We start from the raw sequence: 26,873 nt of genomic DNA, 5'->3' as shown, positions 1-26,873 counted from the left end.
GTCGGAACGAACACCTGCACAGCAGCCACCTTTTTCCCACTTAGGGTAAATAGCCATTAAACGGTCACATTGAGTGAGGAAGACACTTGCTCACTTTTCGGGCTGAAAAAGTACTGTTGGTTTTTTGAAATTTAGAAACTGTCAACTCTGATTTGTTCAGGGAGCCGATCACTTTCTCTAATTCACCAACAGATGTTCCTCCCCGAGTTTTGACGAAAGTCTTGCGAGTTTGCGCAGATAATGCCATGTAGATTTGCCATGTTAAGTCTCTGTTTACCAAGTTCGCATGGAATCTTACGGGACGATTGATTGCTAGGAGAACTATTTCGTGTTGGCACCTCTTTTAAACCGCAGCAAACTTGCTCTTGCTCTCGTTGTGAGTACGGGTCTTTCTGCAGGTATGATGTCCGCACAGGCGCAGGTTAAGGTTCCTGGGTTGCTTTCCTATAGCGGAAACATCCAGCAAGCTGTGACCGAGCCAGCTCCGGTCGTCACTGAGCAGCCGATTGTTGGTCAAGGCACAGAATGGGAAGACACCTTTGATGAGGGTGTTTCATCTCTGGAGCAGATCGACTTTGTGGCGCCGATTATCTCCAAGCAGACCACCCAGTACATGATTGACGCGATTCTCGATTATGAGCGCATCGCCCTCAATGGTGGCTGGCCTGAAGTTTCTACCAAAAAGGTTCTGCGCATCGGTATGCGCGCACCGGCCATTGCTTCCCTGCGACAGCGCCTGATTGTTTCTGGCGACATGGCGCAGCATGCTGGTGTTTCTGAAGTTTTTGACAGCTACGTTGATTCAGCCGTGCGTCGTTTCCAGCTGCGCCATGGTCTGACACCGGATGGTGTTGTGGGCCGCGCGACTGTGATTGCCATGAATGTGCCTGTTGAGGTGCGTTTGCAGCAGCTGCGCACCAATCTGGAGCGCGTTTCCGCTCTGGCTGATAACGTGAGTGATACCTATGTGAACGTGAATATTCCGGCAGCTCGTATTGAGGTTGTTGAGAATGGCCGCGTTCGTTCCCGCCACACTGCTGTTGTTGGCAAGCAGGATCGCCAGTCTCCAATCTTGAGCTCTGCGATCTACGAGGTGAACTTCAACCCGTACTGGACTGTTCCTGTCAGCATTATCCGGAAAGACCTTATTCCGAAAATGCAGAAGGATCCGCAGTATCTGGCGAAGAACAATATCCATATCTTCGACTGGTATGGAAAAGAGAAGCAGTGGCAGGAGATCGACTGGAACACGGATGAAGCGACCAAGTATCGCTTTACGCAGGAGCCGGGCGAAGGCAACTCCATGGGCAGCATCCGTATCAACTTCAACAACACCCATCAGGTTTACCTGCATGACACGCCAGAGCAGTCTCTGTTTGGCGAAGGCTATCGCTTCCATTCTTCCGGCTGTGTGCGCGTACAGAACGTGCGTGAGCTGGTGACATGGTTGCTGGGCTCCACAACGCCTGAGTGGACCCGTTCCCGCGTGGATGCGACCATCAACTCCGGTGAACGTCTGGATGTGAAGATGAAGAGCCGCATTCCGCTGCATCTGTCCTATGTGACCGCATGGGCGCTCAGCGATGGCATGGTCCACTTCCGTGATGACATCTACGACAAGGATGGTCTGTATTCAGCAAGTGTTGATCCGCTGGCGCAGGCCTCTGCTCAGTAAGCAGGCTTCACAGTTTCGAATTAAAGGTCGCTTCCGGCGTTTGTCGGGGCGGCCTTTTTCTTTTGGGGATGTGCTCGCTGACAGGCCTGCGTGTTACGTCACATGCTGCTAAAAATGCTGATGCAATTTACGAATCCTGAAGAGGTAAGGTGAGGGGCTCTATGGCAAAACTGGGACAGGTCTACTTTGAAGCGCGTGTTATCGGCAACTCCGTTCGCATGTCTGCAATCTGTGCTCAGAGCGGTGTTGAGGTGTTTGTGGTGGGGCCACGTAATGCGAGCGAATCGCATCTGAAACAACTGGCGCTCCGTAAGCTGGAACGTAAATTACAACCTCAAGATGCGTAATTCATAAATTTTGGGTGATGGCGGCAATACTATTGCGCAATTCCTATGAACAAAGCTTGGTTCATTACCCCCTATATGTTAATGGGCTAAGCACCCGAAGCTACAACTTGTCGGGGATCGGAATGCGAAACGATATTGGGACGTTTCGTCAGTTTGTTGCTCCAACCTTGTAATGAGGTCCACCTATGTCCGTATCGGATAGTCCAATTACGACGCCGCTCTACCCAGAGTTCTTTACAGGTAGCCTGGCTTCTGGTGACCCAGAGCTTCTCGAGGCAATCAATAAAGAGCTTTCTCGTCAGCAGAACGAGATTGAACTCATCGCTTCGGAAAATATCGTGTCCCGCGCTGTGCTGGAAGCACAGGGTTCCGTTCTGACCAACAAATACGCTGAAGGTTACCCTGGCCGCCGTTACTACGGTGGTTGTGAGTATGTCGACATTGTTGAGCAGCTTGCGATCGATCGTGTGAAGACACTGTTCGGCTGTGAGTTTGCAAACGTGCAGGCGAACTCCGGTTCTCAGGCTAACCAGTCTGTTCTTCTTGCGCTGGCTAAACCAGGCGACACTCTGCTCGGCATGAGCCTTGATGCGGGTGGTCACCTGACACACGGTGCACGTCCTAACCTTTCCGGTAAGTGGTTCAACGCTGTTCAGTACGGCCTGAACACCGACACTGGCCGCATCAACATGGACGAAGTGCGCGAGCTTGCAAAAGAACATCAGCCTAAGATCATCATCGCTGGCGGTTCTGCATACTCCCGTGAGATCGACTTTGCTGCATTCCGCGCAATCGCTGACGAAGTGGGCGCGTACCTGTGGGTCGACATGGCGCACTTTGCAGGTCTGGTTGCGGGTGGTCAGCACCCAAGCCCGTTCCCGCATGCGCATGTTGCAACATCCACCACGCACAAGACCCTTCGTGGTCCTCGCGGTGGTCTGGTTGTGACCAACGACGCTGACATTGCGAAGAAAATCAACTCCGCGATCTTCCCAGGTCTGCAGGGTGGTCCTCTGATGCACGTGATTGCTGGTAAGGCTGTTGCCTTCGGTGAAGCGCTGCGTCCTGAGTTCAAAACCTACGCAAAAGACGTTGTTGAGAACGCACAGGTTCTGGCTGAGACCCTTGTTGAAGGTGGTCTGGATATCGTTTCTGGCGGTACCGACACACACCTGATGCTGGTTGACCTGCGCCCAATGAATCTGACCGGTAAGAATGCAGAGATTTCTCTGGGCCGTGCGAACATCACCTGTAACAAGAACGGTGTTCCGCTTGATCCTCAGAAGCCTACCATCACTTCCGGTATCCGCCTTGGTACGCCTGCTGGTACTTCCCGCGGCTTCGGCAAGGAAGAATTCCGTGAAATCGGTAAGCTGATTACCGAGGTTCTGGAAGGTCTGCGTAAGACAAATTCCGTTGACGGCAACGAAGCTGTGGAAGCACAGGTCAAAGAGAAGGTACTGGCCCTTACTGCCCGGTTCCCAATCTACAAAAACTAATTTAAACGAGAAGAACCGCCGGAGATCCCTTCGGCGGTTCTTCAGTGTTTAGTTAAGGAGGCAGGCGAGATGCGTTGTCCGTATTGCGGGGGTGAGGACACCCAGGTGAAGGATTCACGCCCAACCGAGGATAATACAGCTATCCGTCGACGCAGAGTCTGCCAGACTTGTGGTGGTCGTTTTACCACCTTTGAACGTGTTCAGCTGCGCGAGCTGACCGTTATTAAGCGCAATGGGCGTCGCGTGCCGTTTGATCGCGAAAAGCTGATGCGCTCTGTTTTGATCGCAACCCGCAAACGTCCGGTGGAGCCTGAGCGTATCGAGCGCATGGTGAGCGGACTGGTTCGCCAGCTGGAAAGTTCCGGTGAGAGCGATGTTGTGGCGGAAGATATTGGTCATTTGGTCATGGAAGGGCTGAAAACCCTTGACGATGTGGCTTATGTGCGGTTCGCTTCTGTTTACAAGAATTTCCGTGAAGCCAAGGATTTCGAGGCTCTGCTGGATGAGCTTTCCGATGCGGATGTTGATCCGCTGATGATGCCACCGCGGACCTAAGCTCTGGCTTTTCGTTGTCTGTGACGTATATTCTGTTCGGGTTACGTCAAATCCATTTGAGGAATACGCTTTAAAGCAGTTCGCGTATCTTTATCCGAAAACGACGGACACTTTTCGGCGATACGCTTTAGCGCTGGCAGGGGGACAGCTTTGTCTGGTCACAAAGCATTAAATGCAAAGGAGCGAGCTGAGCACGAGCGCTTTATGGCGGCCGCACTCAGCTATGGCATTCGCGCAAAGGGTCGCACATGGCCCAATCCTCCGGTTGGTGCAATCCTGACAAAAGACTTTGGTGATGGCCCGGTCATCGTGGGGCAGGGGGCAACGCTGCCTCCGGGTGGTTCTCACGCTGAAGTGCTGGCCATCAAGGACGCTGGCGAGCATGCCAAAGGCGCGACTGCGTATGTGACCCTTGAGCCGTGTGCGCATTACGGGCGGACTGGCCCTTGTGCGCGGGCGCTGGTGGCTGCAGGTGTCAGCCGCGTTGTTTATGGCACGGCGGATCCAAATCCGGCAGTGGCGGGGCGCGGTAAGAAGATTTTGGAAGAAGGTGGTGTTGAGGTGCTGATTGGCGTTCTTGAGAAAGAATGCCGCGAAGCTGTGCGCGGTCATATCTCCCGTATCCTCAATGAACGCCCGTTTGTGCAGCTCAAGATGGCTGTTTCCAAAGACGGTTACATCGGCAAGCGTGGTGCGGGACAGGTGGCGATTTCCAGCCCGCTGTCACGCCAGCTGGTGCATGCTATGCGCGCGCAGATGGATGCGATCGTGGTGGGCATCGGTACTGTTCTGGAAGATGATCCGGAGCTGTCTGTTCGCTTGCCGGGCATGGCGCATCGTTCGCCGCAGCCAGTGGTGTTTGACAGTCAGGCGCGTATTCCGCTTTCCTCGAAGTTAGTGCAGAACGCAGAGAGCAATTCTTTGTGGGTGGTGATTGGCGATAATGCGCCGGATCATCGTGTCAGCGCGCTTGAGCGGGAAGGTGTGACAGTTATCGTCAATGACTGCCTCAGAAATGGCAAGGTATGTCTTGATAAGGCACTGGATGCGCTTTACATGCATGGTCTCTCCCAGATCATGGTAGAGGGCGGTGCTGAACTTGCGCACGGCCTGCTTCAGCAGGATCTGGTGGATGAGCTTTTGATTTTCCAGGGAACCAGCACGGTTGGTTCTGATGGCCTTTTGCCATTCGGTTTTGAAGGTCTGGAGAGTTTGCAAGACGGTTATAACAAGCAGATGCTGCGCCATGTGGGTGAAGATCTGTTGTGGCGGTATACGCCAAAAGAGAGGTTCTAGGTGTTTACGGGCATCGTTAGTGACGTTGGAACAATCCTTGAGCTGGAGCAGATTGCTGCAGGTCAGAGAGCGAAAATTGGAACTGTTTACGATCCTGATGGGATTGAAATTGGCGCGTCCATCGCCTGTTCCGGCGTCTGCCACACCGTTGTTGCGAAAGGTCGCGACGGCGAGCAGAACTGGTTTACCGTTGAATCTGCTGCTGAGACACTGGCCCTGACCACCGTGAAGGACTGGAGCGTCGGCAAGCGGGTTAATCTGGAACGTTCCCTTTCCATGGGCGCGGAGCTGGGCGGTCACCTTGTTCTGGGTCATGTGGATGGCAAGGCCACCATTGTGGAGCGGACCGAACACCCTGAGAGTGTTTACCTGAAATTTGAGTGTGCTCCTGAGTTCGCACGGTTCATCCCGAAGAAGGGATCTGTTGCGCTGGATGGCACCTCTTTGACGGTGAACGAGGCTGAAGGAAACACATTTTCCGTGTTCCTCATTCCACACACTCTGGAAGTGACCACGTGGTCCGACAGGGCGCAGGGGGATGAGATAAACTTGGAAGTGGACATGATGGCACGGTACGTTGCGCGTCTTGCAGAGTTTCCAAGTCTTGCAGAAATTGCAAAATAGCCTTATAGCCAAAAAATTCCGCAGGAAATAACTGGACATTTCGCTTGGGGCGTGGTTCCTGAGCGCACATACGTGGGTACTGTGAGTGCCCGTGGCCTTAACCAGCTTTGCTGATTGATGCAGCGAAAAGAACTGGTTGGCATTAGGAGAATTAAAATGAGCGCGGTTCCGCACATTCTTGTTATTGAAGCACGTTTTTACGAAGATCTGGCAGATGCCCTGTACGAAGGTGCTGCAGATGTGCTGGAGCGTGAAGGGGCGAAAATCTCTCGACTGGCTGTTCCTGGTGTGCTCGAAATTCCTGCTGCGCTTTCCATGGCGTTAACCGCAATGGAAAATGGCGAAGCAGATTATGACGGTTTTGTATTGCTCGGTGTTGTAATTCGCGGTGAAACCACCCATTACGACATCGTTTCTAACGAGTCGGCTCGTGCGATCATGGATCTTTCTGTGGATGCAAATGTTGCAGTTGGTAACGGTATCCAGACAGTTGAGAACGATGATCAGGCATGGGCGCGCGCAAGCGTTTCCAAGAAGAACAAGGGCGGCGGTGCTGCTGAAGCTTGTCTTGCTATGATTGACGTGCGCGACCGGTTCGGTGTGTAAGGTTTAGAATGACAACTGAAAACAACAAGAAAAACGCTGAAGTAAGGCCCGCTAACAAACGCGGTGTTGCCCGGTTGGCTGCTGTTCAGGCCGTGTATCAGATGGAAATCACTGGTGCGCGTTTGAACGATGTGCTGAACGAGTACGAAGCTTACCGCCTTGGACAGGAAGTGGACGGCGAGCAGTACCGCGATGCGGATCCTGCGTGGTTCCGCGATCTGGTGCAGGCTGTGTTCGAAGACCAGCTGCGCATTGACCCTCGCATTCACACAGCGCTTTCTGAAGACTGGCCGCTGAAGCGCATCGATACCACACTGCGTGCGATCCTTCGCGTTGGCTGTGCAGAGTTCCTGCGCAAGAAAGACGTTCCGGCCCGCGTGATCATCAATGAGTACATTGATGTTGCGAAGTCCTTCTATGAAGGAGATGAGGCACGTTTGGTCAACGGTATCATGAACCGTCTGGCTCGCGAGCTGCGTCAGTCCGAATTCGAAGACTAATTACATGAGCGAGAAAGCTGCCAGTTCCAGACCGGGAGAGTTCTCGCTTATTGAGCGCTATTTTGCGCCGCTTGCCACCAGCGCAGGCGCTGTGCATCTGCAAGATGATGCTGCTGTTTTTGCCCCTGACACCGGATGTGATTTGGTTGTGACCAAGGACATGCTGATGGCAGGGGTTCATTTTTTTAAAAACGATCCTCCCTTTGAAGTCGCGCAAAAAGCGCTTGGTGTGAACCTTTCCGATCTGGCTGCAAAAGGCGCAGAGCCCAAGGGCTATCTGCTGGGCCTTGGGCTTTCCAAAGAGATTGGAGAAGAGTGGGTTGCTGAGTTCTGCCGCGGTCTGAAGCTGGTTCAGGATCAGTTTCAGATTGATCTGCTTGGCGGGGATACGATTTCCTGCCCGCAAGGTCCGCTACTCTCCATCACCGCGTTTGGTCAGGTGCCAAAAGGGCAGGTGGTTCGGCGGAATGAGGCTGTTGCCGGTGCACTGCTTTATGTGACAGGCACTATTGGTGACGCTGCGCTTGGTTTGAAGTTGCGGTTGGGCGATGAACTAGCTAGCGAGCTTGAGCTTTCTGCTGAACATCGTGATTTTCTGCTGAACCGTTATCTGTTGCCTCAGCCTCGCGTTGCTGCTGTTTCTGCGCTTCGTGATTTTGCTGTTGCTGCGATGGATATCTCGGATGGGTTGATTGCCGACCTTGGCCACATGTGCCGGACGTCGCACGTTCAAGCTGCTGTCAGGTTGGAGAATGTGCCGCTTTCTGATGCTGCCTCTGCTATGATCGCAAAAGATGCCGCGTTCCGTGAGACTGCGATTACGGGCGGGGATGACTACGAGATCCTTGCGGCTGTGATGCCTGAGAATGCGGTTGCTTTTGAAGTGGCCTTGCAGGACGCCGGATTACGCTGTGCTCAGATTGGCGTGCTTTCTACCGCTGATGTTTCCGAGGATATGATTTCTTTGAGCCTGAATGGCGAAGCGTATGCGCTTCATGGTGCTGTCGGTTTCCGGCATTTTTGATTAGTGGTCTCGACCTGAGCTTTATTTTTGCTAGGGTACTCAGATGGAGTCGGCCATCTATTATTTAACATTCGTTGTTTCATTGCTTTATTTGATTGCCAAGTTGCGGAAGGTTCCTCGCGCAACGACAATACAACGCCAAAGACGGGCCAGAAAGCGTCTGATTTCTTATTACCTAGGAAGGTCGTTGTTTTTGTGGTGGGGCCTGATAGTGGTGATCGGAATTGCAAGACGCATTGTGTTGGGCTTGCTGGCATGACGTCAATCTGGATTCTGTTTTCGTTCATTATTTCAATTATTTATCTTATTATCAGGTTGTGTAAGTTGCCCGATGCAGCGACCTTGAAGAGGCGGAAGTGGACTAAAACTCGTGTGATTGTGCGAAGCGTGGCGTCGTCCTGGCTTTTGTTATGTGGATTGATAGCCCTGGCAGGGATCATAATGCGTGTTGCGTAAGTAATGCGATATAATCGACAATCCTTACGCCGCATGACGTATTTTCATCGGGTTATGCGTATATCTCCCAAAGTTGCAGATGATCTGGTGAGCTCTGTGGTTGCTCATTACGTGGAATTGATTAGGCTGTCGGTTCCTTCCTGCATTCTTTGAAAGATTTACATTATGGCAAATACTCTGGCGGCTCCGTTGATTGATGACGGATTGGCAAAGCGCAATGCGTTGCTTTTGGCGCTTGCCCAGTCGTTTGCTGGTGGTGTGCCTCCGATTATTTTTGCGACCACTTCTATTCTTGCTTCTGTTTTGCTGGTTGATGACAAGTCGCTTGCCACATTGCCAGTGACAGCCTTCGTGCTTGGGACGGCGATTGGTACGCTTCCTGCTGGCATGATTATGCGAAGCTTTGGGCGCCGTGCCGGGCTGGTTGGAGCCTTGTTGTTTGGCGTGCTTTGTTCTTTGCTGGCCGCTTATGCTGCTTACATCGGCAGCTTTATACTGCTGTGCATCTCCACTTTGGGCAGTGGGTTTGTTATGGCCTTTACTCAGCAGGCACGGTTTGCGGCAGCTGATACGGCGAGCCCTGCCTTTAAGCCAAAAGCAATCTCCTGGGTTTTGACCGGTGGGATTCTTGCAGGAGTGGTCGGGCCGCAGACCGTTATTCTTACTCAAGGCATGTTTGAGCCGTTTCTTTTTGTCGGAACGTACCTTGCTCAGGGCGTTTTGATGCTTATCGGTTTGTTTTTTGTAGCGTTTTTGGAAATACCGCTGCCACCGAAAGCAGAGAAGCATGAACGTGGACGCCCGCTTTCGGAGATTTTGAAGCAACAAAAGTTCTTCGTGGCGGTCGGATGTGGAATGATTAGTTACGCAATCATGAACCTGATCATGACCTCAGCGCCTCTGGCCATGGTGGCATGTGGGTTAACCAACTCAGATGCGGCGTTGGGCATCCAATGGCACGTGATTGCCATGTTCGCACCGAGCTTTATTACGGGCAGTTTGATCAGCCGATTCGGCCATGGTGCTGTTATCGGAGCTGGATTCCTGCTTTATGCAGTGTGCGCGCTGGTTGGCCTTACGGGACTAGAACGTTGGATTTTCTGGAGTTCCCTGATTTTACTTGGACTTGGTTGGAACTTTTCTTTCGTCGGGGCATCGGCTTTGCTCACGCAAACTTACCGACCAGAAGAACAAAACAGAGTCCAGTCCATAAACGACTTCTTCGTCTTTGGTTTAGTAGCAACTGCCTCGTTTTCCTCAGGGAAATTGTTAAACGTGTTTGGTTGGGAAACTGTCAACCTAATGGTGTTCCCGTTCGTTATCTTATGTCTATTTCTTGTTGTGTCACTGATGTTTACTGAAAAACGGGAAGTTAAAGTTTGAATAATTCCAAATAATTTCTCTCCTTTCAACATACGTGTTTCCTTCCACTACCGCGCAAAAGCAACTTGACGGATAGTGACAGGTATATACCGTCACTGTGTGCGTTAATTTACACAAGTGCAGTGCGGATTTTGCTACGAACACACACATAAGTAGCAGGGTACCCTTAGGGGAGGAAATATGACTGAACTTATCGTTACCATTGCGTGCGGTTTGCTATCTGTCGTTTACGGCATTTGGGCAATTCAAAGCGTGATGGCTGCTGACACTGGCTCTGCGAAGATGCAGGAGATTGCTGGTGCCATCCAAGAGGGCGCTCAGGCGTACCTCACTCGTCAGTACACCAGTGTCGCAATTGTTGGCGTTGTTATCTTCGTAATCGTTGCTTATCTGCTGTCCATCACTGTTGCTATCGGATTTGTTATTGGTGCCGTTCTTTCCGGCGCCGCAGGATTTATTGGAATGCTCGTCTCCGTACGGGCAAACGTTCGCACTGCACAAGCTGCAAGCCAGAGCCTGGGGGCAGGGCTCTCTATTGCATTCCGCTCCGGTGCCATCACTGGGATGTTTGTGGCCGGTCTCGCTCTTCTGGGCGTTTCCGTTTACTACCTCATCCTCACCGGTCCTATGGGTATGGACCCAACTTCCAGAACCGTGATTGACGCGCTTGTGGCTCTGGGCTTTGGTGCATCCCTGATCTCCATTTTCGCCCGTCTTGGCGGTGGTATCTTCACCAAAGGCGCAGACGTGGGTGGTGACCTTGTTGGTAAGGTGGAAGCCGGTATTCCTGAGGATGATCCGCGCAACCCTGCAACCATTGCTGATAACGTGGGTGACAACGTTGGTGACTGTGCCGGTATGGCCGCTGACCTGTTTGAAACCTACGCTGTGACGCTGGTTGCGACCATGGTTCTTGCAGCGATCTACTTTGCCGGAACTGCTGACCTTCAGGCGGCCATGCTGTATCCAATGCTGATCTGCGGTGTTTGTTCCGTAGCTTCCATCATCGGTACATTCTTTGTTCGCCTTGGTGCTTCCAACTCCATTATGGGTGCGCTGTATAAGGGCTTCATCGCAACAGCTGTTATCTCACTGATCATTCTTTATCCGCTGACCCATTGGGTATTTGGTGGAATGGATACAGTGCTGACAATGGGCAATGGCTTGAGCTTTACGCCGATGGCCTTGTTCCTCTGCGGTGTTTCCGGTCTTGTTGTAACTGGTCTGATCATCTGGATCACCGAATACTACACCGGTACTGGTTTCCGTCCTGTGCGTGCAATCGCGAAGGCCTCTGAAACCGGTCATGGTACCAACGTTATTCAGGGTCTGGCGGTTTCCATGGAATCCACCGCTCTGCCTGCGCTGGTGATCATCGCTGGTATCATCGTGACGTATCAGCTTGCTGGTTTGTTCGGTATTGCGATTGCGGTGACCACGATGCTGGCACTGGCCGGTATGGTTGTTGCGCTGGATGCGTTTGGTCCTGTGACGGACAACGCTGGTGGTATTGCTGAAATGGCTGAGCTGCCTGCGGAAGTTCGTGACACCACTGATGCGCTGGATGCTGTTGGTAACACCACAAAGGCTGTGACCAAAGGCTACGCTATTGGTTCTGCAGGCCTTGGTGCGCTGGTGCTGTTTACAGCCTACACTGAGGATCTGAAGTTCTTTGTGGCGAACTCTGATCAGTTCACCTACTTCCAGGGTATGACTGAGGCGTCCATCGACTTCTCACTGTCCAACCCATATGTGGTGGTTGGCCTGTTCTTTGGTGGTCTTCTACCATTCCTGTTTGGCGGTATCGCAATGACCGCTGTGGGCCGTGCTGCTGGTGCGGTGGTTGAAGAAGTTCGCCGTCAGTTCAAAGAAAAGCCTGGCATCATGAAGGGTGAAGAACGCCCTGATTATGGCCGTGCGGTTGATATGCTGACCAAAGCGGCAATCAAGGAAATGATTGTTCCTTCTCTGCTGCCGGTTCTGTCTCCGATTGTGATCTACTTTGTCATCAACGCGATTGCAGGTAAGGCGAATGCGTTTGCATCCCTGGGTGCGATGTTGCTGGGCGTGATCGTGACCGGTCTCTTCGTTGCGCTTTCCATGACCGCTGGTGGCGGTGCGTGGGATAACGCGAAGAAGTACATCGAAGACGGAAACCACGGCGGGAAGGGCTCAGACGCTCACAAAGCTGCGGTGACAGGTGATACCGTTGGTGATCCTTACAAAGACACCGCTGGGCCAGCTGTGAACCCAATGATCAAGATCACAAACATCGTTGCTCTTCTGCTTCTGGCAGTTCTGGCACACTAGGTTTGCTAGCGCATATCCTTATCCGAAAACCGGAACCACTTTTCGGGGATATGCGCTAAGTTTGATCCGATCTGAAGTTAAGAAGCCCGGTCTGAGAAGGCCGGGCTTTTTGCTGTTCTGGTGCGTTTAAGAGCTGGTCAGAACTTTACTGAAAACTCTGTTCCAAAGACCCAAGCGTCGGGGATGTCGTCGTTCCCTGCCGGGTTGACCACGTACTGGAAATCCAGCGTGAGGTAGGACCAGTCGCGGAACTGGTAGCGATGGGCGAATTCGAAGACGAGTTCGTAGGATTGGTTGACGAGGTTGTCGCTGTAAAAGCCGAGGATGAAAGCGCCTGCTGTGACGTCGTCGTCGCGGTTGGGGAGGAGGCCCTGATAAAAGAAGCCACCACTGACGCCGTAGGGCTGGGTGTTGATGGCTTGTTGGGGCGCCATGGTGAAGAGGCCCCAGAGGCTCAGGCCCTGATCTCCTTCCTCCTGATAGACCATCTGACGGGCAATCCCGTAGAGACCCCAGTTGCCTTCCCGTGACTCTGTGCTGTTGCCAAGCACATCCACGGTGCCGCTGTTGTAATAGGCGCCAAGTTGATAGTGGCCGGGAAGAAACTGGCTTGTATCATCCTTACCCGGATTGACGCCCACCTGACCAACCACCAGCACATTGCCTTCTGGCTGAAAGCGGAAGTTGAAGCCGTGTTCGGCGTTGTTCAGGTCATCGACGTTGGCATCGTAAACACCCAGGCCGAAATACTGGTTGTCAGGGAAGGTGTAGGTGCCAGCTACTCCCCATGTGTTGAAGGGATAGGTGGTAAAGGCAGGCTGGTTGATCAGGAGTTGGCCCGGCGTGCTGTTGAGGGCACCGTTGAGGTAATACGCAAATGTATCATCGCGGGCGAAGATGTCTCCCACTGCGAGGCGGCCTGCGGAGAGGTAGACCTGATCATGATAGAGCTTTTGCTGAAGGCTCAGGTTGGCGATGGCGAGGATGTCGCTGGAGAAGATCTGCGTGACGCCAAAGTCGTTGCCAATGGCTTCCTGCGAGAGGCCCTGACCCAGCCCCTGATACATGATGTAATGCAGGCTGCTGTTTTTGATGCCGAAGATTTTGTCAAAGTCCAGCTTCGCCATGCCTTCCAGACGTCCGCCATAAGTCAGGCTTTGCTTCATGCCGCCTGCGGGGTTTGCGGCGACGTCCTGCGTATAGAGAACGCCGAGGTCGAGGCCTTTATCAGAGAGGTCCGTGCGGATGCCGCCCCAGTCGCGGGTTTTGTTGTGCCATTGAGCCCAGACAAGCGGCCAGTTGCTGCTGTCTTGTGCGCGTAGTTCTGTGCTGGGTGTCAGGCATGTGCTGGCAACCGCGATACACCATAGAACTGACGACCTGCGTTTGAGTGGGGCAGGCATCTTGAACGCTCGCAAAAGCAGGTTCCCCTAAACTGGCTCAGCAAACAGAGAAACTCCGGAACAGCCCGTGGTCTCCTCCGATCACACGGCATGCTCCAGCCTTTAGAGCTTGTCACGTTCATTTGCATTCACGTGCCGCGCTCTAAGTCTTCACTTCAAAGCGTACCGAAAGCCGGAAGTGCTTTTCGGGGATACGCTCAAGATGGAACCCATCCTTTTTGCGAAAAACGCCGCAGATTTCAAAGAATATGCCCGCATCCTTCCGGTATGCAGCAGGGCTACATGCCGTACTCAGATTCACTCAATAGGTTGAGTATAGTCGGTTGTTCTGCGCGCTGCTGCTATCTGAAACCTGCTAAGTAAAATTGAGGTGGTTGCTTAGGCTGTTGGTTCCAGAAGCAAGGTTTCGCAGCGCTCTTTAACGTGTGGAGGGAACGGGCAGGACTTTCTGATTTCACGGTCCATGTGCATGCCCACGGCCTGCATGGTTGCGACTGGGGTGTCGTTGATCGCCTCAAACATGGTGTGTTTGAAGAGAATGGTTTTATCGCGCACTTCTTTGATTTCTGAGCGCACGACCAGCAGGTCACCCGCGGAGACTTCTGCCAGATACTTATATGTAATCTCCAGCGCTGCCATGCCCTTGTTGCTTTCGCGAATATAGGCAGGCGTGATGCCGATGTGGGCGAGCATGTGCCAGGTGGCTTCATCAAACTTGGAGGTGTACCAGGCCACATTCATATGGCCCATGTGGTCTTCCTGCTGCGGATAAACGATCCCGCGATATGTCTCAAACATCTTTGTTTCCAATATGATTGCAGTTTGAACCAGCCTATTGGGAAGCTGATGGCAGGTCATTACGACTGTCGGCTACGTTCGTTGGGGGCAAAGAAAAGCCGGCACCTGATCACAGGCACCGGCTCATTGTGTCTTTCAGATAATTCTTAAATCAGTAGTTCTTCCAGAGGATGATTGCGGCTGCGAGGAGGAACTGGTCCTTCAGCACAAAGACGCCAGTGCGGTTGAGGAGAGGGAAGAAGGAATCTGCATCCCAACCCGGAACAGAGAACATGAAGGTGAGGGTGCCGAATGCTGTGGCGGCAATGCCGAGGACACCCAAACCACCGAGGAAGCGGTTGAATGGCAGACACAGCAGCAGAAGAAGGAAGACCCATTCCACGATGCCGATGAAGTTGGAAGCGCCCTGTACATCCCAGACCTGATAGGTCCAGCTGAAGAGCACGTTGGATTCCATCAGGCGGACAATGCCTTGAGCTTCAAACTCATAGAACTTCATGGCGCCGATCCAGCCCATGACCAGCGCAATACCGGCAAAGCTTGCGAAGACTGCGAGCTTTTTGAGTGAGCCAGCTGTCTTGTCCTTTCCCGCTGCCTGCATGTGATGGCCCAGAATGTAGGCTGGCACAGCGAACATGGAGAGGTACTTGAGGAGGTTCTGCCCTGAGCCGATGATCGGGAAGCCGCCAAGAGCATCCATCCAGACCGGGTTTGTGAACAGGTATAGGAAGTTCAGCAGGAAGATCAGCATGGCCATCAGGCAGCCGAGGATGCCGAGACGGCGATCTTTGAGGCCGAGCAGAACCAGAATACCTGCTGGAACTTCAAAGAGGGCCATCAGAACGCCTGTCACTGGTGCGCCAAGAGCTGTAACCAGCCAGCTGAAGAGAGGGCTGTTGCCCAGCCAAAACTCAATCTGCTGATGTTCTGGTGCTGTGAACTTCAGCAGGCCCAGCCAGATCAGATAGGTTGCGGTGACAAGGGTGAGGTAGACAAAGAGAGCGTTTTCGGAGGGACGTATGTCTGTAATTCTTTTGAGGGGAGAAGAAGCTTGCGTCATGATTTTACTTCGCGTTTGTCGTTGAGGCCTTGAAGAAACCACGGAAGAAGACGGCCAGAATGCGTATAACTCCTCAATACAGGATCACATGTAGCAAACCTCCAATAACACCGGCGTTATTTTAAGATTGAAACTTAGAGTTTGGTGGGAAATGCAAAACGGCATTTATCTGCTTGTGATTGCGCATAAAAAAACGGCGCCTGCGAAAGGCGCCGTTTCTTGCAATTGAATGCAGGCAGTTTAGAGGCCGATTGATGGGTTTGCAGCTCCACGCAGGATCTGCGTCAGGAGACCATAATCAGCACCGCCGGTGCGTGTTTTTCTGCCGAGGTAATCAAAGACCTTCCCGTCTTCGATGCCGTAGTCAGCAACAGATTTCACGTAACCATCTTTATCAAAGTAAACTGCGACAACGCGCTGATCCACGATGGATGGGGACCAGAATGCCACTGTTTCGCTCTTTTGAGAGATATAATAGTAAGCTTCACCGTCCAGATTAGATGTTGTGGACGGGCTACCAAGGAGGAGTTCAACCTGCTCACGGCTGGAACCGACCTGTACATCTTGAATTGCATCAGGTGAAACCACCTGGCCATGCGTTAGTGTCTGGGTGAAGCAGCCGGCAAGTGGCAGGCTCAAACAAGCAAGGAACACAGTACGGCGCGCAAATGCAAACATTCCAAACATCCTGTTGGCTTGCAAATGCTGGCAAAATGCAGCAAGCAAGCGGTTTAGATTCAGACTTGTGCTTATGCCACCGACGTGGCAGGGACACAAGTAACTCGACAAGCGCAAGAGAGGTGCCATGATCTTCGGTTTTTTCCGTCGACGTAAAGACACATCCGTCAGAACAACTTACGAGCGGATCGTCGCGCAGGCACGACTACCAGTGTTTTATCGACACTATGGTATACCTGATACGAGCGAAGGTCGCTTCGAGATGATTGTTTTGCACGCTTTTTGTGTCTTTCACCGGTTAAGAGGCGAAGATAAGGCGTCCCGAAAATTTGCACAGGCTGTATTCGATTATTTTTTTCAGGATATGGACCAGAGCATGCGCGAGCTGGGTATTGGCGATGAAGGCGTGCGCAAACGTGTCCGAATTATGGTCGAATCGTTTTATGGCCGCACTGCCAGCTACATGGAAGCTTTGGAAAACAAGGACAATGCCGCTCTATTTGAGGCCTTTATGCGAAACATCTATGGGCAGAGCGGGGAAGCTGTTGCGATAAAGGCGCTGGTTCATTACATGCATGAGGCGGTGGAAGGCCTTGCTGCCCTTCCTACATCAGAAATTCTTGCGGGCGACGTCAAATTTGTGGCTCCAAAAACAGAACTTATAAGGGAAAGCGCCAGTAATGGCTGATACTGATTACCCGTGGGCTTATCAATTTGATGCGACGCGTCTTGGTAACAAAACCAAGCATCTGAAACTCTCTTTGAATGAGAGCGAGCGGGCGCAAATCGCCAAAGCCTATGATCTGCTTGAGCTGCCGGAACTGGATGTGGACCTTGAGGTGCGCCCATGGCGCCGTGATGGATTGGCCGTGCGTGGTCACATTCGTGCCAAAGCCATCCAGCAATGTGTCGTGACACTCGAACCCGTTGATTGCATGGTGGACGAAGAGTTCGACCGTACATTTTTGCCAGAGCAAGATTCCCGGGGGCGACGTCGCAGTGACGATGATACCTTGGAAGTAGATCTGGATATTGATGAGAGCGATCCACCGGACTATTTCGACGGGCCGCAGGTGGATCTCGGAGCTGTCATTTGTGAACATTTTGCTTTGGGTCTTGATCCATTCCCTCGGGCTAAAGGGGTTGAAATGGATGAGAAATATGCTCCGGACCCAGAGGAAGAACTAAAACAGGATGAAGAGCAAAAGCCTTCTCCCTTTGCTGCGCTAGAGGCCCTTAAAGGCAAAAAGTAAATCTTAGACTGCTGCAAAGGTTTTTTGGAGGTGGGTGTTGCGAGACGTTTATAATCGAGTATCTTCGCGACGCGCATTTCCACTGAACATAGGGAAAATGCTCTTAACTATTCCAAGGTCTGCCGATACAAGGGCAGACTTTGTTGGGACAAGGCAAGAAATTGGAAATGTCTGAAAAAATACGTATTTCTCTTGATGCTATGGGAGGGGATTACGGTGTTGAGGTGGTGTTGCCAGGTGCTGATCTGGTTTTGCAACGCTGCCCGAATATCGAGTTCCTGCTTTTCGGTGATGCCAAGGTCATCGAGCCAATGCTCGAGGAATACCCTCGTCTGAAACAGGCATCTGTCGTTCATCACTGTGATGTTTCCATTGGAATGGATGAAAAGCCCAGCCAGGCCCTTCGTAAGGGGCGCGGGAAGTCTTCCATGTGGAACTCCATTGCTGCGGTGAAGAACTCTGAAGCTCATGTTGCGGTTTCTGCCGGTAACACCGGCGCGCTGATGGCCATGTCCAAGTTCTGCCTGCGCACCATGTCTGGTATTGAACGGCCTGCGATTGCCGCGATCTGGCCGACACTGCGCGGAGAATCCATCGTTCTTGATGTGGGCGCGACTATTGGCGCGGATGCTCAGCAGCTGATCGATTTTGCAATTCTGGGCGGCGCGATGGCGCGTTCTGTCCATGGTGTCAGCCAGCCTACGGTTGGCCTTCTCAACATCGGCGTTGAGGAAGTGAAGGGTGTTGAGGAAGTGCGGACCGCAGGCAAAATGCTGCGTGACCTTTCTCCTCCAAACCTTGTTTACTCCGGCTTTGTTGAAGGCGATGACATCGGCAAGGGCACGGTTGACGTTGTGGTCACCGAAGGTTTTGCAGGTAATATTGCGCTCAAGACTGCGGAAGGCACAGCAAAACAGTTTGCTGGCTATCTGCGAGCTGCTATGAGTCGTACGCTCATGGCGAAGATTGGTTATCTTTTTGCACGCGGCGCGTTTGAACGTCTGCGCGCGAAGATGGACCCACGTAAAGTGAATGGCGGTGTGTTCCTCGGGCTGAATGGCATTGTGATCAAAAGCCATGGTGGAACAGATGCCGAAGGTTTTGCTGCTGCCGTTGAACTGGCCTACGATATGGCCAAGAATGAACTGATTAAAAAGATCTCTGACGATCTGGCAAACTACCATCGCGGTCGTTTCTCAGAGGCTGAAGAAAACTGAAGGGTTTAAAGTGAAGGCACTTCGCTCTGTATTTTTGGGCTGTGGCAGCTATCTGCCTGAGAAAGCACTTACTAACCAGCAGCTTACCGAGATTGTTGACACTTCGGATGAGTGGATCGTTCAGCGTACCGGGATCAAGAACCGTCACATTGCTGCAGAAGGCGAGTTTACCTCTCACCTTGCAGTGAATGCTGCCAAGGCTGCGCTGGAAAATGCCGGTGTTGATGCGCAGGACATCGATCTGATCGTTCTGGCAACCTCCACACCTGACAACACTTTCCCGGCAACAGCTGTTGCTGTGCAGGCTGCGCTTGGCATCAACCACGGATTTGCGTTTGACGTTCAGGCTGTGTGCTCCGGCTTCGTTTATGCTGTGACCACTGCGGATGCGTATCTGCGCGGCGGTCTGGCGAAACGTGCGCTTGTGATTGGCGCAGAGACTTTCTCCCGCATTCTGGATTGGGAAGACCGCACGACCTGTGTTCTGTTTGGCGATGGCGCTGGCGCTGTTGTGATGGAAGCGCAGGACGGCGAGCCTTCCATGGACCAGAGCGGAGTTCTGACTTGTCAGCTGCGTTCTGATGGTCGTCACAAAGAGAAGCTTTACGTGGATGGTGGGCCTTCCACCACTGGCACAGCTGGTCATTTGCGCATGCAGGGCAAAGAAGTGTTCAAGCATGCGGTTGGCATGGTCACTGACGTGATTGAAGCTGCCTTTGATGCCACTGGCACAACTGCGGAAGATCTGGACTGGTTTGTGCCTCACCAGGCGAACCAGCGCATCATTGACGCTTCTGCAAAGAAACTCGGCATCGCTCCTGAAAAGGTAGTGAAAACAGTTTCCCAGCACGGCAACACTTCAGCGGCATCGATTCCTTTGGCATTGGACAGCATTGTAAAAGCTGGCAAGGTCAAAAAGGGTGATCTGATCATGCTGGAAGCTATGGGCGGCGGCTTTACCTGGGGTTCAGTGCTCCTTAAGTGGTAAAAAGCAGCAAAAAACCCCAGAGGGTTGCAATTCTTAGCAAATGAGCTGTTGACCCTGACGCCGGTTGGCCATACCGTAACTTGTTGAAAGCAAGCTTTATTCTTACGGATCATGGCTTTACCGGAGGAGGGTGGAATGGGTAGTCACACTGTAACCCGCGCTGATTTATGTGAAGCGGTTTACCAGAAGGTCGGCCTATCTCGGACTGAATCTGCCGAACTCGTCGAGCAGGTGCTCGCAGAGATTTCTGCAAGCCTGGAAAATGGCGAGTCTGTCAAACTGTCTAGCTTTGGCTCTTTTGTTGTTCGCTCGAAAGGTGAACGCATTGGCCGTAACCCAAAAACAGGCGAGGAAGTTCCGATTTCTCCACGCCGGGTTATGGTGTTCAAGCCAAGCAATGTTCTTAAGCAGCGCATCAACGATGCACTGGTTGAGGGCGCCAGCTAATTTGCTGCCCCAAAAATAATAAGGTTTAGAGGGTCTGCATCGTGGAGAAGAGCGCCGACGCGTTCCGAACAATTAGTGAAGTAGCAAGCGAACTGGATCTGCCGCAGCACGTTCTGCGGTTCTGGGAAACTCGGTTTACCCAGATCAGGCCTCTGAAACGAGGTGGTGGTCGCCGCTACTACAGACCTGACGACCTTGAGCTTTTGCGCGGTATCCGCCATTTGCTCTATGGGGAAGGCTATACGATTAAAGGCGTGCAACGTATTTTGCGAGAGCAAGGCGTGCGCGTCGTTATGGACGTTTGGAAAGAGGGCGGTGGCGTTGTCATCCCGACCTCATCCAGCGCTTCTACGCCTGTAGGCGTTGCTCCTGATCCATCCCAGGTTTCTGATCATTCTGTGCGCAGTGCAGCGGAAGCTGCTGTGGCTCAGGCTGTGATGGCGCCTGCGCAGGATGTGTATGAGCCTCAGGAAGATTGGGTTGCTGAGCGACCTGCAGAAACACAGGCAGATCTTCCGCTTGAAAGTGAACCTGAGCCACAAATGCCGCTGCCATCTGGTTTACTGCCAGATGATGAGCCAGAGGCGGGTGGCAAAGGGGGGCATGGTGCCTTTGGCTTCATGGACCGTCTGATGGGTTCAGAGAAGGAAGAGGCTGCTGCGCCTGGTCTTTCCAAAGATGATGTTGATCGTCTGCAATCCACGCTGTTTGAGTTGCTGGAATGTAAGCGTATGCTGGATCAGGCACGCTAGTCAGGTCGATTTGATTTCGAGGTTTAGGGCGTTCACTGTTTCACGCAGTCGGCGCCCTTTGTCGTTTCAGGTGCGCTGAAACTCATCCCGCAAAATGACAGTGGTTGTCAGGTCCTTCACGCCATCTGTGGAGGCAATGGCATCGCGCACGTTGTTGAGCACTTCCATGGATGGGGCGACCACTTCAACCACCAGATCCAGCTCGCCGCTGACAGAGCTCACTCGTTTTACTTCCGGGAATGCGGCTAGCACGTCCAAAATTTCGCGCATGGGGGTGCGGGAGAGGCGAATGAAGAGGAAGGCGGAGATGTGGGTTGGGTCGAGACCGCCGATGTCTGCTCTGTAGCCGCGGATTGTGCCGTTGTTCTCCAGTCGAGTGATGCGCTCGCTCGTGGCGCTGCGGGACAGGTTGATGCGCGCGGCCAGTGTTTTGATCGGGATACGGGCTTCTTTGGAGAGGATCGCGATAATCTCGCGGTCGGTGGCGTCGAGCATTGGTGGTCCTTAAAGCGGGCTCTCAGGAAGAGTGCCGTTAAAATACTTATTAATCGCGACATAGTGTCGGCGCAACTGGCATAAAGTCGGTATTCTGAAATATCAGTGTCAGTTATATTCGGGTCAACCGGAGAGACCCATGACTGATATTAGCCATCCCGCCCCGAATTTTGACCGTGAAATCATTGCTGAGCTTCTGCATAAGCATTGGGATCTGAAAGGTGCTTTGTCGCCGCTGGAAAGTGAGCGCGACCAGAACCATCGCCTTGATGCGGAGGATGGAACGCGCTGGACCGTGAAGGTCGTCAATGCCAGTGAGCCTGAGGCGGAGACCGGTTTTCAGACGGCCATGCTACAGCATCTTGCTGTTTCTGCACCAGAGTTACCAATGCCGCGACTGCGCCTGACCAATAATGGCGGTGCCACGCAAAGTGTCTTTGGGCCAGATGGAGCACAGCATGCAATGCGTGTTGTTTCCTGGGTGACAGGCGTGCCGCTGGCTGAAACCAAGCGGGAGGAGGGCGTTGTTGCCAGCCTTGGCACTTTGGTTGGCAAAATGGATAAGGCGCTTCGCGGTTTTGTACATCCAGGAGCTCTGCGCAGTTTTGAGTGGGATCTTCGTGCTGCTGGTGATGCGCGTGATCGATTGACCGCGATTGGCGATCCTGATCATCGGCGTATTGTGGAGTACTTCAGTGAGCGCTTTGATCGTCTGGTTGCTCCTAAGCTCGCAGGCTTGCGGGCAGCTGTCATTCACAATGATGCAAATGACTGGAATGTGCTGGTCGATCCTGATGATCATTCCCGTGTCTGTGGTCTGATTGATTTTGGGGACAGCTTGCATACGCCAGTGATTGCGGAAGTTGCGATTGCGGCGGCCTATACGATTATGGAGGTGGCAGATCCAATTGGTGCTGCAGCAGATCTGGCCGCGGCTTATCATGCGGAGTATCCTTTGGAAGAGGGGGAGGTTGATCTTCTCTTTGACCTGATCGCTATGCGGCTTGTGACCAGCGTGAGCCTTTCTGCGCTTCGGAAAGACGAGACTGAAGACAATCCTTATCTGGCGGTCAGTGAAGCGCCGGCATGGAACCTGCTCTACAAACTTTACAGCATGAAGCCTGCGTTCGCGACGGCAATCCTTCGCAAGGCCTGTGGGTTTGAGGCGGTGCCGGGCGCGCGGAAGGTTGCGGAATTCTGCGCGAAGAACCGCAACTCCTTTGCCGGCTTGTTTGAGCGTCATCCCAAGTTGATGTCCAAGGCCATGGTGCCCTATGGAGATCCTCAAAATGAGATGACTGTGAAGTCCCGGGATCGTCAGCCGGAAGCGGCGCAGGAGTGGTGGGAAGATTACTGCGAAGCTCACAATGTGGAGCTGGGTATCGGTCCATGGGGTGAAAGCCGCAGTGTTTACTCCTCTGACTTTTTTGAGAGCCGATTTATCGAAGGTGAGCGCCGCCGCAATCATCTGGGGTTTGATTTGTTCCTTCCATCTGGCACCCGCGTTCGTGCGCCTATGGATGGCAAGGTCCGTTCTGTTGTGATTGAGACTGATCCTCTCGGCTATGGTTGCATGATCGCGCTGGACCATGAGACGGATTGTGGTCAGCCCTTTGTGAGCCTGTGGGGGCACATGGCGCATGAGGCGGCAAGTCGATTAAAGACAGGAGATGTCGTTAAAGCGGGTGAGACAGTGGGGTACCTTGGTGCCGAGGATGAGAATGGGGGCTGGGCACCTCATTTGCACTTGCAGCTTTCAGCGGATGTTTCTTTGAGCGCTGAGGAGATCCTTGGTGTTGGGGAAGAAAAGTATCTCGATGTGTGGGCGGATCTGTTCCCATCCGCCATTGATTTTGCCGGGCTTCCTCAAGAGACATTGGGCAGTGGCGGGCGTTCTATTGATGAGATCGTGTCGTCGCGCCGTCAGAACCTGTTGCCGAACCTTTCCATCTCCTACAGCGAGCCGATTAAGTTTGTGCGCGGTGAAGGGGCTTATCTGATTGACCATCGCGGACGAGCTTATCTGGACTGCTTCAACAATGTTTGCCATCTGGGACATGCGCATCCGGAGGTGGTTGAAGCGCTTTCTCATCAGGCAGGCCTGCTGAACACCAATACCCGTTATCTGCATGACAATATTGTGGAGTACTCCGAGCGCCTGACGGCTACATTGCCGGATGATCTGGCTGTTGCGTCTTTTGTGTGTACGGGCAGTGAGGCGAACAGCCTGATGATCCGTATGGCTGAAGCGCATACGGGCCGCCGGGATGCGGTGGTTTTGGACTGGGCTTATCATGGCACTACACCTGAGCTGATTGCGCTGAGCCCTTACAAATACAAGCGCAATGGCGGGAAGGGGCGGCCTGACCATGTGTTTGAGGCTGCCATTCCTGACGCGTACCGCGCTCCTGCAGACTGGGCACCTGAGGAGATCACTGCGCGTTATGTGCAGAGCGTAGCTGAGCAGCTGGATCTGATGAAGAAACAAGGCCGTGCACCAGCTTTCTTCATTGCTGAATCAATTCCAAGTGTGGCTGGTCAGGTGTTTATGCCGGATGGGTATCTGGATGAGGTTTACAAGCTGATCCGCGCTGAGGGTGGATTGTGTGTGGCTGATGAAGTGCAGGTTGGCTTTGGCCGGGTTGGTTCTCACTGGTGGGCTTTTGAAACCCAGGGTGTGACGCCTGATGTTGTGACGATGGGCAAGCCAATTGGTAATGGTCATCCTATGGCCGTTCTCGTTACCACGCGCGAAGTAGCGAAGAGCTTCAACAACGGTATGGAGTACTTCAACACGTTTGGCGGCAATCCGGTTTCCTGCGCGGTTGGGCTTTCTGTTCTTAATGTTATTGAGCGAGATGGGCTGCGTGAGAATGCTCGTGTGGTTGGTGACTATATTCTGGCTGGCTTCCGCAAGATGATGGAGAAGTATGAGTTCATTGGTGATGTGCGCGGCATGGGCTTGTTCCTTGGTGTGGAGCTTGTGAAAGACCGCGAAACCAAGGTGCCTGCAACGGATATGGCCAAACGCGTGGCGAACCGTGCAAAAGATCTGGGCATCTTGATGGGTACTGAAGGGCCCTATGACAATGTGTTGAAGATGCGCCCACCGATGATTTTTTCTAAGGAAAATGCGGATTACCTGCTGGACGTGCTCGATCAGGCCATGAATGAGTCCGTTTCGGCTCTGGAAACCATGTAAACTATCAAAAAAGGGCCAAAGTCTGGCCTTTTTTACCTGAAGAATAGGCGGGGACAGGAGGTTGTCTCCGCTTTTTCTTTGTCCTGAGGGCTAACTGGATAGGGCTAAGCGTGAGTTCATTTCATGTTCAATGTCCGGAGGCGTCGCTCAAGATCGCAACATACTGAGTGCTCCGGTTTGGTGTTTCGGGTTTGTTTTCAATTGGGTTGACTTACCAACCTTGCGGGAACAGGCCCCAGAGTTTGAAGGTGGGCGAACATGGTAACCATTGAAAGCAGTGCAAGCATTACCGCCTGGGGTGAGAGAACCTTTGGTCAGGTGGCTGATCTGAATGCATTGATTGAGCGGGCACGCGAAGAGCTGGCAGCTCTGCAAATGGCTGTCGAAAGCGGTGACAGTGCGCGTGATGTTGCAGCTGATGCAGCTGAGATTGCTATTCTATTGCATCGCCTCGTTGGTCTGCATGGTGCCGAGCTTTCCTTTGCCGTTGATGAAAAAATGGCACGTAACCGCACCCGCATCTGGTCTCTGGCTGGTGATGGTACCGGTCGTCACGTCGCTTAAGGCATCCGCCAGAGCTTTACGGTCTCATCAAGACTTATCCCCCTCGCTACGCTGAATGATACGCTTTTGCGTAGGCTAGGCGATCTATGGGGATCTTGATGAGTGAATGGACGACACATCTTAAGCTGCCGTTTCTGGCAGCTGCTCAAGCACAAAAGCATGTGACACATAACGAGGCCTTGGCGCTCGTTGATCTGGTGGTGCAGCTTGCTGTTGTTTCTGACAGCGTGAGCGCGCCTCCTGTGGACCCTGCTGAGGGTGATCGCTACATCGTGCCTGCTGGTGCCACGGGCATCTTTGCCGGACATGAGCACAAAATCGCGGCCTTCGATGGAGGTGTCTGGCGGTTTCTGGCACCAGTTGATGGCTGGGCTGCCTGGGTGCAAAGCCTGGGTGCCATGCGAGTTTACTCCGGAGATAACTGGATTGGGTTCTCTTCCGTTGCAGGACTAGGCGTTGATAGCACCACTGGCGGTGCTGCGTTTCAGCAGGAAACGACGGTACTTAGCGAAAGTGCGCATAAGGCACAGAGCCAGTTCGTGACCGTTGATGAACTGATCACTCTTTCCGGTAGCTATTCCGACAGCACTCTCCTTATTCCCTCCCGAGCAATCGTGTTCTGCGTTTCTACGCGTGTGACAGAGGCCATTACGGGCGCGAGCTCCTATGATTGTGGGATTTCGGGTGAGACCAGCAAGTTTGGTGGTTCGCTGGGAGCGACTGCTGGCTCAAACAATGCCGGGGTGATTGGGCCGACAGCGTTCTATGTAGATACGCCTGTGCGCATCACAGCGAATGGAGGCGGCTTCACTGGCGGTAAGCTCCGGCTTTCCTTGCATTACTTCCTGCCGATTGTGCCGCAGAGCTGATCATATTTACTTGAGTTTTCTGAGGCCGCTTCTGCGGTCTTTTTTTGTGTTTTGATGGAGGCCTTGAGCCTCCTTTTTTTGTTGGGAGATGCTGATGAAGTCTACGTTTGATCTGATTATCACTGATTTGCTTCACACCGAAGGCGGGTTTGCCCATCGCAGCCGCAAAGCGGATCCGGGAGGGCCGACACACTATGGGATCACGCAGGGCACATTGAGTGCGTGGCGGGAGCGAAAAGTGAGTGTGGAGGAAGTTAAGGCGCTGAGCCAAGCTGAGGCTGTCGAGATCTATCGGGCGCAGTATTGGGATGCTGTGCAAGGGGATCGTTTGCCGGTTGGTCTGGATTATGCGCTTTTTGATTTTGGGGTGAACTCGGGTCCTGCGCGGGCCGTGAAGACACTTCAAGCGATCCTCGGGGTGGGCGTTGACGGTGTGATTGGCTTGAAGACGCTTGCTACGATCAAGCAGCGGCCCGTGGTCTATCTCGTGAATGAGCTTTCAGCTCAAAGACTGGCTTTCATGAAGCGGTTGCGGAACTGGCCTTACAACAAGAACGGCTGGTCACGCCGGGTGCGGGAAGTTCAGGAAAAGTCGCTCAAGCTTTTGGAGGATCATGGCAAGCAGAAACAAACAGTGCCAGCTCTGGATGGGTTCGATCGCGGGCAGGGGGCAAAAGCGTTGGGGCAGGAGACTGGTGTGATCAATGCGTTGATGACACCGGAAGGTCTGAGCAAAGCTGCGGCGGCTGTTTCTGGCCTAGCCGGTATGCTTGCTGGTTCTGGCCCCGTGCAATGGGCGTTTGCGCTTTCACTGCTGATTGGTGTGGGCGTGGGCGGTTATCTGCTGGTGCAGAGAACGCGGGAAGCCTGAT

26 protein-coding genes are annotated in these 26,873 nt (G+C 53.0%); 21 read left to right on the top strand and 5 right to left on the bottom strand.

Translation table 11 applies throughout. The features are described 5' to 3' along the window. Window positions 1-328 precede the first annotated feature (328 nt). From PSE_RS17485 to PSE_RS17435, 11 genes are all read left to right on the top strand, one after another. Window positions 329-1,675 carry a murein L,D-transpeptidase gene (locus tag PSE_RS17485; RefSeq protein ID WP_008547215.1) on the top strand — a complete coding sequence of 449 codons (1,347 nt, stop codon included), beginning with the start codon at window positions 329-331 and terminating at the stop codon, window positions 1,673-1,675. Window positions 1,676-1,836: 161 nt separating this feature from the next. Then, window positions 1,837-2,022, top strand: a complete 186-nt coding sequence (locus tag PSE_RS17480) for a serine hydroxymethyltransferase (protein ID WP_014286070.1) — start codon at window positions 1,837-1,839, stop codon at window positions 2,020-2,022. Window positions 2,023-2,207: 185 nt separating this feature from the next. Next, window positions 2,208-3,521, top strand: a complete 1,314-nt coding sequence (gene glyA / locus PSE_RS17475; RefSeq protein WP_014286069.1) for a serine hydroxymethyltransferase — start codon at window positions 2,208-2,210, stop codon at window positions 3,519-3,521. Window positions 3,522-3,590: 69 nt separating this feature from the next. Further along, the gene (gene nrdR / locus PSE_RS17470) at window positions 3,591-4,076 is read left to right on the top strand and encodes a transcriptional regulator NrdR (protein WP_037035745.1); all 486 of its coding nucleotides are present in this window, start codon (window positions 3,591-3,593) and stop codon (window positions 4,074-4,076) included. Between the two features lie 150 nt (window positions 4,077-4,226). After that, window positions 4,227-5,372 carry a bifunctional diaminohydroxyphosphoribosylaminopyrimidine deaminase/5-amino-6-(5-phosphoribosylamino)uracil reductase RibD gene (gene ribD, locus PSE_RS17465; RefSeq protein ID WP_008546201.1) on the top strand — a complete coding sequence of 382 codons (1,146 nt, stop codon included), beginning with the start codon at window positions 4,227-4,229 and terminating at the stop codon, window positions 5,370-5,372. Then, on the top strand, window positions 5,373-5,996 hold the full coding sequence (locus tag PSE_RS17460) for a riboflavin synthase (protein WP_014286067.1): 624 nt from the start codon (window positions 5,373-5,375) through the stop codon (window positions 5,994-5,996). Window positions 5,997-6,152: 156 nt separating this feature from the next. Then, a complete protein-coding gene (gene ribH / locus PSE_RS17455) occupies window positions 6,153-6,602 on the top strand; it encodes a 6,7-dimethyl-8-ribityllumazine synthase (RefSeq protein ID WP_008546707.1) in 450 nt (149 codons plus the stop codon). Between the two features lie 8 nt (window positions 6,603-6,610). Continuing rightward, window positions 6,611-7,102: a transcription antitermination factor NusB gene (nusB, locus tag PSE_RS17450; RefSeq protein WP_008546596.1), complete on the top strand. Its 492-nt coding sequence runs from the start codon at window positions 6,611-6,613 to the stop codon at window positions 7,100-7,102. 4 nt (window positions 7,103-7,106) lie between these two features. Further along, window positions 7,107-8,126: a thiamine-phosphate kinase gene (gene thiL, locus PSE_RS17445; protein WP_014286065.1), complete on the top strand. Its 1,020-nt coding sequence runs from the start codon at window positions 7,107-7,109 to the stop codon at window positions 8,124-8,126. A 621-nt stretch (window positions 8,127-8,747) separates the two neighbouring features. Then, the gene (locus tag PSE_RS17440; RefSeq protein ID WP_041768654.1) at window positions 8,748-9,965 is read left to right on the top strand and encodes an MFS transporter; all 1,218 of its coding nucleotides are present in this window, start codon (window positions 8,748-8,750) and stop codon (window positions 9,963-9,965) included. Between the two features lie 180 nt (window positions 9,966-10,145). Then, window positions 10,146-12,275, top strand: coding sequence for a sodium-translocating pyrophosphatase (locus PSE_RS17435; RefSeq protein ID WP_008546888.1), 2,130 nt, complete (start codon window positions 10,146-10,148; stop codon window positions 12,273-12,275). Between the two features lie 137 nt (window positions 12,276-12,412). On the opposite strand, the gene PSE_RS17430 is transcribed toward PSE_RS17435, so the two are convergent. The 4 genes from PSE_RS17430 to PSE_RS17415 form a co-directional block, all read right to left on the bottom strand. Beyond that, the gene (locus tag PSE_RS17430; protein ID WP_014286062.1) at window positions 12,413-13,678 is read right to left on the bottom strand and encodes a carbohydrate porin; all 1,266 of its coding nucleotides are present in this window, start codon (window positions 13,676-13,678) and stop codon (window positions 12,413-12,415) included. Window positions 13,679-14,056: 378 nt separating this feature from the next. Next, a complete protein-coding gene (locus PSE_RS17425; protein ID WP_014286061.1) occupies window positions 14,057-14,476 on the bottom strand; it encodes a thioesterase family protein in 420 nt (139 codons plus the stop codon). Window positions 14,477-14,627: 151 nt separating this feature from the next. Then, window positions 14,628-15,536 carry a DUF417 family protein gene (locus PSE_RS17420; RefSeq protein WP_014286060.1) on the bottom strand — a complete coding sequence of 303 codons (909 nt, stop codon included), beginning with the start codon at window positions 15,534-15,536 and terminating at the stop codon, window positions 14,628-14,630. A gap of 240 nt (window positions 15,537-15,776) precedes the next feature. Beyond that, window positions 15,777-16,214, bottom strand: a complete 438-nt coding sequence (locus PSE_RS17415) for an outer membrane protein assembly factor BamE (RefSeq protein ID WP_008546731.1) — start codon at window positions 16,212-16,214, stop codon at window positions 15,777-15,779. Between the two features lie 127 nt (window positions 16,215-16,341). On the opposite strand from PSE_RS17415, the gene PSE_RS17410 reads away from it, so the two are divergent. The 6 genes from PSE_RS17410 to PSE_RS17385 all read left to right on the top strand — a co-directional run bounded on the left by PSE_RS17410 (window position 16,342) and on the right by PSE_RS17385 (window position 20,871). Further along, window positions 16,342-16,902: a ubiquinol-cytochrome C chaperone family protein gene (locus tag PSE_RS17410; RefSeq protein WP_208997979.1), complete on the top strand. Its 561-nt coding sequence runs from the start codon at window positions 16,342-16,344 to the stop codon at window positions 16,900-16,902. Beyond that, a complete protein-coding gene (locus tag PSE_RS17405; RefSeq protein ID WP_014286058.1) occupies window positions 16,895-17,467 on the top strand; it encodes a DUF177 domain-containing protein in 573 nt (190 codons plus the stop codon). The genes PSE_RS17410 and PSE_RS17405 overlap by 8 nt, the downstream gene beginning before the upstream one ends. 167 nt (window positions 17,468-17,634) lie before the next feature. Continuing rightward, window positions 17,635-18,684, top strand: coding sequence for a phosphate acyltransferase PlsX (gene plsX / locus PSE_RS17400; protein ID WP_008546257.1), 1,050 nt, complete (start codon window positions 17,635-17,637; stop codon window positions 18,682-18,684). Between the two features lie 10 nt (window positions 18,685-18,694). Next, on the top strand, window positions 18,695-19,672 hold the full coding sequence (locus PSE_RS17395; RefSeq protein ID WP_014286056.1) for a beta-ketoacyl-ACP synthase III: 978 nt from the start codon (window positions 18,695-18,697) through the stop codon (window positions 19,670-19,672). A gap of 135 nt (window positions 19,673-19,807) precedes the next feature. After that, entirely contained in the window at window positions 19,808-20,119 is a 312-nt protein-coding gene (locus tag PSE_RS17390) for an integration host factor subunit alpha (protein WP_008546564.1), read from the top strand. 41 nt (window positions 20,120-20,160) lie between these two features. Continuing rightward, a complete protein-coding gene (locus tag PSE_RS17385) occupies window positions 20,161-20,871 on the top strand; it encodes a MerR family transcriptional regulator (protein WP_014286055.1) in 711 nt (236 codons plus the stop codon). A gap of 66 nt (window positions 20,872-20,937) precedes the next feature. Here the strand turns inward: PSE_RS17385 and PSE_RS17380 are convergent, their stop codons facing one another. Continuing rightward, window positions 20,938-21,366 carry an Lrp/AsnC family transcriptional regulator gene (locus PSE_RS17380; RefSeq protein ID WP_008546341.1) on the bottom strand — a complete coding sequence of 143 codons (429 nt, stop codon included), beginning with the start codon at window positions 21,364-21,366 and terminating at the stop codon, window positions 20,938-20,940. 139 nt (window positions 21,367-21,505) lie between these two features. Between PSE_RS17380 and PSE_RS17375 the strand changes: the two genes are divergently transcribed. The 4 genes from PSE_RS17375 (at window position 21,506) to PSE_RS17360 (ending at window position 26,872) form a co-directional block, all read left to right on the top strand. Beyond that, entirely contained in the window at window positions 21,506-24,568 is a 3,063-nt protein-coding gene (locus PSE_RS17375; protein ID WP_014286054.1) for an aminotransferase class III-fold pyridoxal phosphate-dependent enzyme, read from the top strand. Between the two features lie 258 nt (window positions 24,569-24,826). Then, on the top strand, window positions 24,827-25,132 hold the full coding sequence (locus tag PSE_RS17370) for a DUF550 domain-containing protein (protein WP_008546976.1): 306 nt from the start codon (window positions 24,827-24,829) through the stop codon (window positions 25,130-25,132). Between the two features lie 98 nt (window positions 25,133-25,230). Beyond that, complete coding sequence (locus PSE_RS17365; protein WP_041768653.1) at window positions 25,231-26,001, top strand: DUF2793 domain-containing protein; 771 nt, start codon at window positions 25,231-25,233, stop codon at window positions 25,999-26,001. A 94-nt stretch (window positions 26,002-26,095) separates the two neighbouring features. Next, window positions 26,096-26,872 (top strand): glycoside hydrolase family 108 protein, encoded by a 777-nt coding sequence (locus tag PSE_RS17360; protein WP_208997978.1) that lies wholly within the window; start codon window positions 26,096-26,098, stop codon window positions 26,870-26,872. Window position 26,873: the final 1 nt, after the last annotated feature.

This window comes from Pseudovibrio sp. FO-BEG1, from assembly GCF_000236645.1.
Taxonomy (GTDB): Bacteria; Pseudomonadota; Alphaproteobacteria; order Rhizobiales; family Stappiaceae; genus Pseudovibrio.
The sequence above is the reverse complement of the archived record's forward strand: the minus strand, read 5'-3'. Positions and strand labels throughout refer to the sequence as shown.